Source organism: Pricia sp. (genome assembly GCF_041745955.1).
In the GTDB taxonomy this organism is placed as follows: Bacteria; Bacteroidota; Bacteroidia; order Flavobacteriales; family Flavobacteriaceae; genus Pricia.
Map to the genome: position 1 here is coordinate 1 of NZ_JBGTHY010000316.1, position 3,967 is coordinate 3,967.

Consider the following 3,967-nt stretch of genomic DNA (forward strand, 5'->3'; position numbering starts at 1 on the left):
AAATGACGAGTTGATAATGGTCACCGGCCATACGCACCGTCCCCGTTTTCCCGAACCGGGTGATATTCCCTTTTTTAATGATGGAAGTTGCGTACATCCCCGAAGTATAACGGGCATCGAAATCGAAGAGGGAAAAATTTCGTTGATCAAGTGGCAAATCGATACGACGGAAGACGGCACGCTTCGAGTGGTCCGCGTTTTGTTGGAAGGGCCGCAGAAGTTGTTGGACTATCAGAAGGCGAAGTGAAATCTAAATTCTACACTATCAAAGACCAGATGAAAAGCATCGAGGGACGTGTCGACGGCATCATGCAAGAGCTGAATGTCGCTGTCGTAGAAAGCAAGAAATTGTATGAAAAGAAGATTACGGACTTAGGGGAATGAAACCATAACCACAAGTTCTATATCCCCAATATCTTCGCATCCACAAAGAAGGTGGAGTTTACGTCGATTTCATGATCATCGTTGATCACTTCGTCGGTTACCGTGTTCAAGCGTAGATTGAACTCGTCTTTTTTGATGTATTCCTTTAAATCGATATCCAAAACGTCGACATCCAAGGTACTCCCCACGTTTTCATCGACATCTTTTTCGGCAATCTTGATTTCATCAAGTCCTTCTGCGGAGATAAAGACTTCGACGGAATTCAAAAAACTGAAGTCCGCATCGGTCGGCGAAGTGATCACCATTTGTAGTTTGGTCAATTTAATTTCTTCGATCAGGTCTTTTCGGGTATCGTTCACCTCGAACTGGGACTCGGAGTTCGTCTCCATGTCGGGCGTTACCATATTAAAAGGTAAATTGATACCTGTCGCGCCAGGAACGACAACCTTGCTGTTGTACTCCAGATCGAACTTGGTCAGCTCATCTACCTTGTCGCAGCTGCTTATTGTAACAAGGATGGTTAAAATTAGGATGAAATTACGCATTAGTGAAGGTTTTGGAATTAGTATGTAGTTCACTAACGTTTATAAACCTGATATATTTGAAGTTGATCGCGAAAAGAGAGTTTAGGGGCCGGAAATCCTAGTATACATACGTAGCAATGGTCTAAGATTACTTTCTGGTCAAAGTTAAAGAACCTATACAATTTCCAGTGTCATTGCATTCTAAAAAGGTCATAACTAATTCCTTATTCCCTTCTGCAAAGGAAATCGAAGCCTTATTGAACTTCTGAGCCATGCCCTTTCGGTTGATAAAGGATTCCTTATCAGGATAATAATCGGCATCATCAAAATAGATTTCACCATCAAATTGATATGAATAACCTAACATATTCTCCGCATCAAAAATGCTATCATTAAAGGTATATCGCCCCTTAGAAAGAGAAGTATAGCCCAGAAATTCGTTAGTACTTGTAACGGATTCCTTGGAGACGATTTCCAGTATGCCACTCTCGCCAAAACTCCATTCAGTCGTATATGAACGATCAGAATCGTTAGAATCCGTCACCTGATACCAAACTCCTACCAAATTTTCGTTAGCCACAAAATCATCCTCTTTTGAACAACTAATGTTTAAAAGCATCAGGATAAATGCAATCATAAGAAAAGAAAGTTTTTTCATAGAACCAAATGTTTTGAATTCTAATAATAAGATGCAAAAACATGAGAAGGTTGCGTGCTAGAGGACTTTTAACACAAAATAATTCTTCTTCCCCCGCTGCAGCAGCACAAATTTATCATTGATCAAGTCCGAACTGGTTATTACGTAATCCGTCGCGACTTTTTCCTTATTGACCGAGATTGAATTCTGCTTCAGTTCCCTTCGCGCCTCACTGTTGGAGGCCAAAAAGCCCGTCTTGTCGGCCAGGGCACCGATCATATCGAGTCCGTTTTCAAATTCGGATCTTAATATTTCCGCCTGCGGCACCCCGTCAAACACATCGAGAAACGTCTTTTCGTCCAGTTTTTTCAGGTCTTCGGATGTGGATTTTCCAAAAAGGATGTTGCTGGCCTTTAGGGCATTGTCGAAATCCTCTTGGGAATGTACCATGACGGTAATTTCCCCTGCCAATCTTTTTTGTAGAATCCGCACATGCGGCGCTTCTTGATGTTCGCCTATCAACTTGTCGATTTCTTCCCTAGAAAGAAACGTAAATATCTTGATGTATTTCTCGGCATCTTCATCGGAAACGTTCAGCCAGTACTGGTAGAACCGGTAGGGGGATGTTCGTTCGGCATCCAACCAAATATTGCCGCCTTCGGTCTTTCCGAATTTGGTGCCATCGGCCTTGGTGATCAATGGGCAGGTCAGGGCATACCCTTTGCCATTACCGATACGGCGGATCATTTCAGTACCCGTCGTTATGTTTCCCCATTGGTCGCTACCGCCCAATTGCAAGGAACAGTTATGATTTAGATAGAGATGCAGAAAATCATAGCCCTGCACCATTTGATAGGTGAATTCGGTGAACGACATCCCTTCTTTAGCTTCGGAGGTAAGGCGTTTTTTGACCGAATCCTTGGCCATCATATAGTTTACGGTAATATGTTTGCCCACGTCGCGAATAAAATCCAAGAACAAAAATTCTTTCATCCAATCGTAATTATTGACCAGTACTGCGTTGTTGGCGGTCTTTTCGGAGCTATTGGCGGCGGTACTGTCAAAATCCAGAAAGCGGGATAATTGTTCCTTCAATGCCTGTTGGTTATGGCGTAGCGTGGGTTCATCCAAAAGATTGCGTTCTGCGGATTTTCCAGAAGGATCACCGATCATGCCCGTAGCACCCCCGATCAAGGCGTAAGGTTTGTGTCCGGCCAATTGAAAATGGCGAAGCATCATTACACCGACCAAATGACCGATATGAAGCGAATCGGCGGTCGGGTCGATACCCACATAGGCCGACCGCATTTCTTCCAACAGGTGTACTTCGGTTCCGGGCATGACGTCGTGCAGCATACCCCTCCATGTCAGTTCTTCTATAAAGTTTGAAGGCATTTGGCTTTAGTTCTTGGATTAGGCCGCAAATATCCGAAATTTCTACTGTTCTATTCCCTAACTTTGAAACATGATATTGGTAACCGGCGGTACAGGTTTGTTAGGTTCACATCTTTTGCTAAAATTAGTGGAAGGGGGCCATTCGGTGAGGGCCATCCACAGAAAAAAAAGCGACCTCAAAAGAGTGGAAAAAGTCTTTGGTTACTATAGGAAGGATGCCACGGAACTTTTCAATTCTATACAATGGATCGTAACCGATATCAATGATATTCCAGCCCTTGAACTTGCTTTCCTGAATATCACCCATGTGTACCATGCCGAAGCCTTGATCTCGTTCGATCCCGGAGATTACAAAAAACTGCAAAAAATAAACACCGAGGGTACGGCGAACATCGTAAACCTCTGTATCGCCAACAACGTACAGAAATTGTGCCATGCCAGCACCATTGGGGCTATCGGCAGGAGTATCGATGGCAGCAACGCGAACGAAGAAACCCCGTGGACGCCCCTAGAAGCCAATGTATACGGACTCAGCAAACACGCCGCCGAAATGGAAGTCTGGCGCGGGTCGCAAGAAGGGCTATCCGTGGTCATGGTCAACCCCGGAGTAATCGTAGGCCCGGGATTTTGGGACAGCGGTAGTGGCACGCTTTTTACGACCGCCCGAAAAACATACGGGTACTACCCACCGGGTGGAACAGGCTTTACTTCGGTGCATGACGTGTTAGCCACAATGATCGGACTTATGGAATCGCCCATCAAAAACGAACGCTACATAGCAGTCGCTGAAAATTGGACCTACCAAAAGATACTCGGCGAAACAACCCGACAACTGGGCGTAAATCGACCAACTAAGCAGTTGAAATTTTGGCACCTGGAAATCGGCAGATGGTTCGATGGCATGAAGAATCTGTTTTGCAGGAGCGGCAGAAGCATTACCAAAAGCCATATTCGATCTTTAAAAAACCGACAGATTTTTGACAACCGGAAAATAAAGGATGCGCTGGGTTTTGAATTCCGTTCGTTG

General features: G+C 44.5%; 5 protein-coding genes and 1 pseudogene. 3 read left to right on the top strand and 3 right to left on the bottom strand.

Going from position 1 to position 3,967, the window contains the following annotated elements:
• A pseudogene (locus tag ACEW8S_RS11485) lies at positions 1–247 on the top strand (serine/threonine protein phosphatase); the annotation flags it as partial.
• Entirely contained in the window at positions 244–384 is a 141-nt protein-coding gene (locus ACEW8S_RS11490) for a hypothetical protein (RefSeq protein WP_373518291.1), read from the top strand. The pseudogene ACEW8S_RS11485 and the gene ACEW8S_RS11490, both read left to right, overlap by 4 nt.
• Positions 385–401: 17 nt before the next feature.
• Here the strand turns inward: ACEW8S_RS11490 and ACEW8S_RS11495 are convergent, their stop codons facing one another.
• The 3 genes from ACEW8S_RS11495 to tyrS all read right to left on the bottom strand — a co-directional run bounded on the left by ACEW8S_RS11495 (position 402) and on the right by tyrS (position 2,940).
• Entirely contained in the window at positions 402–929 is a 528-nt protein-coding gene (locus ACEW8S_RS11495) for a hypothetical protein (protein WP_373518292.1), read from the bottom strand.
• Between the two features lie 127 nt (positions 930–1,056).
• On the bottom strand, positions 1,057–1,566 hold the full coding sequence (locus ACEW8S_RS11500) for a hypothetical protein (protein ID WP_373518293.1): 510 nt from the start codon (positions 1,564–1,566) through the stop codon (positions 1,057–1,059).
• 57 nt (positions 1,567–1,623) lie between these two features.
• A complete protein-coding gene (gene tyrS / locus ACEW8S_RS11505; protein WP_373518294.1) occupies positions 1,624–2,940 on the bottom strand; it encodes a tyrosine--tRNA ligase in 1,317 nt (438 codons plus the stop codon).
• A 70-nt stretch (positions 2,941–3,010) separates the two neighbouring features.
• Here tyrS and ACEW8S_RS11510 point away from each other — a divergent pair.
• Positions 3,011–3,967, top strand: a 957-nt coding sequence (locus tag ACEW8S_RS11510; RefSeq protein WP_373518295.1) for an NAD-dependent epimerase/dehydratase family protein, incomplete at its 3' end; no start/stop codon positions are given.

What these genes read in the sequence shown, in the direction of transcription:
- ACEW8S_RS11495 (WP_373518292.1), bottom strand. Translation starts at nt 929, where the DNA reads ATGCGTAATTTCATCCTAATTTTAACCATCCTTGTTACAATAAGCAGC.
- ACEW8S_RS11500 (WP_373518293.1), bottom strand. Translation starts at nt 1,566, where the DNA reads ATGAAAAAACTTTCTTTTCTTATGATTGCATTTATCCTGATGCTTTTA.
- tyrS (WP_373518294.1), bottom strand. Translation starts at nt 2,940, where the DNA reads ATGCCTTCAAACTTTATAGAAGAACTGACATGGAGGGGTATGCTGCAC.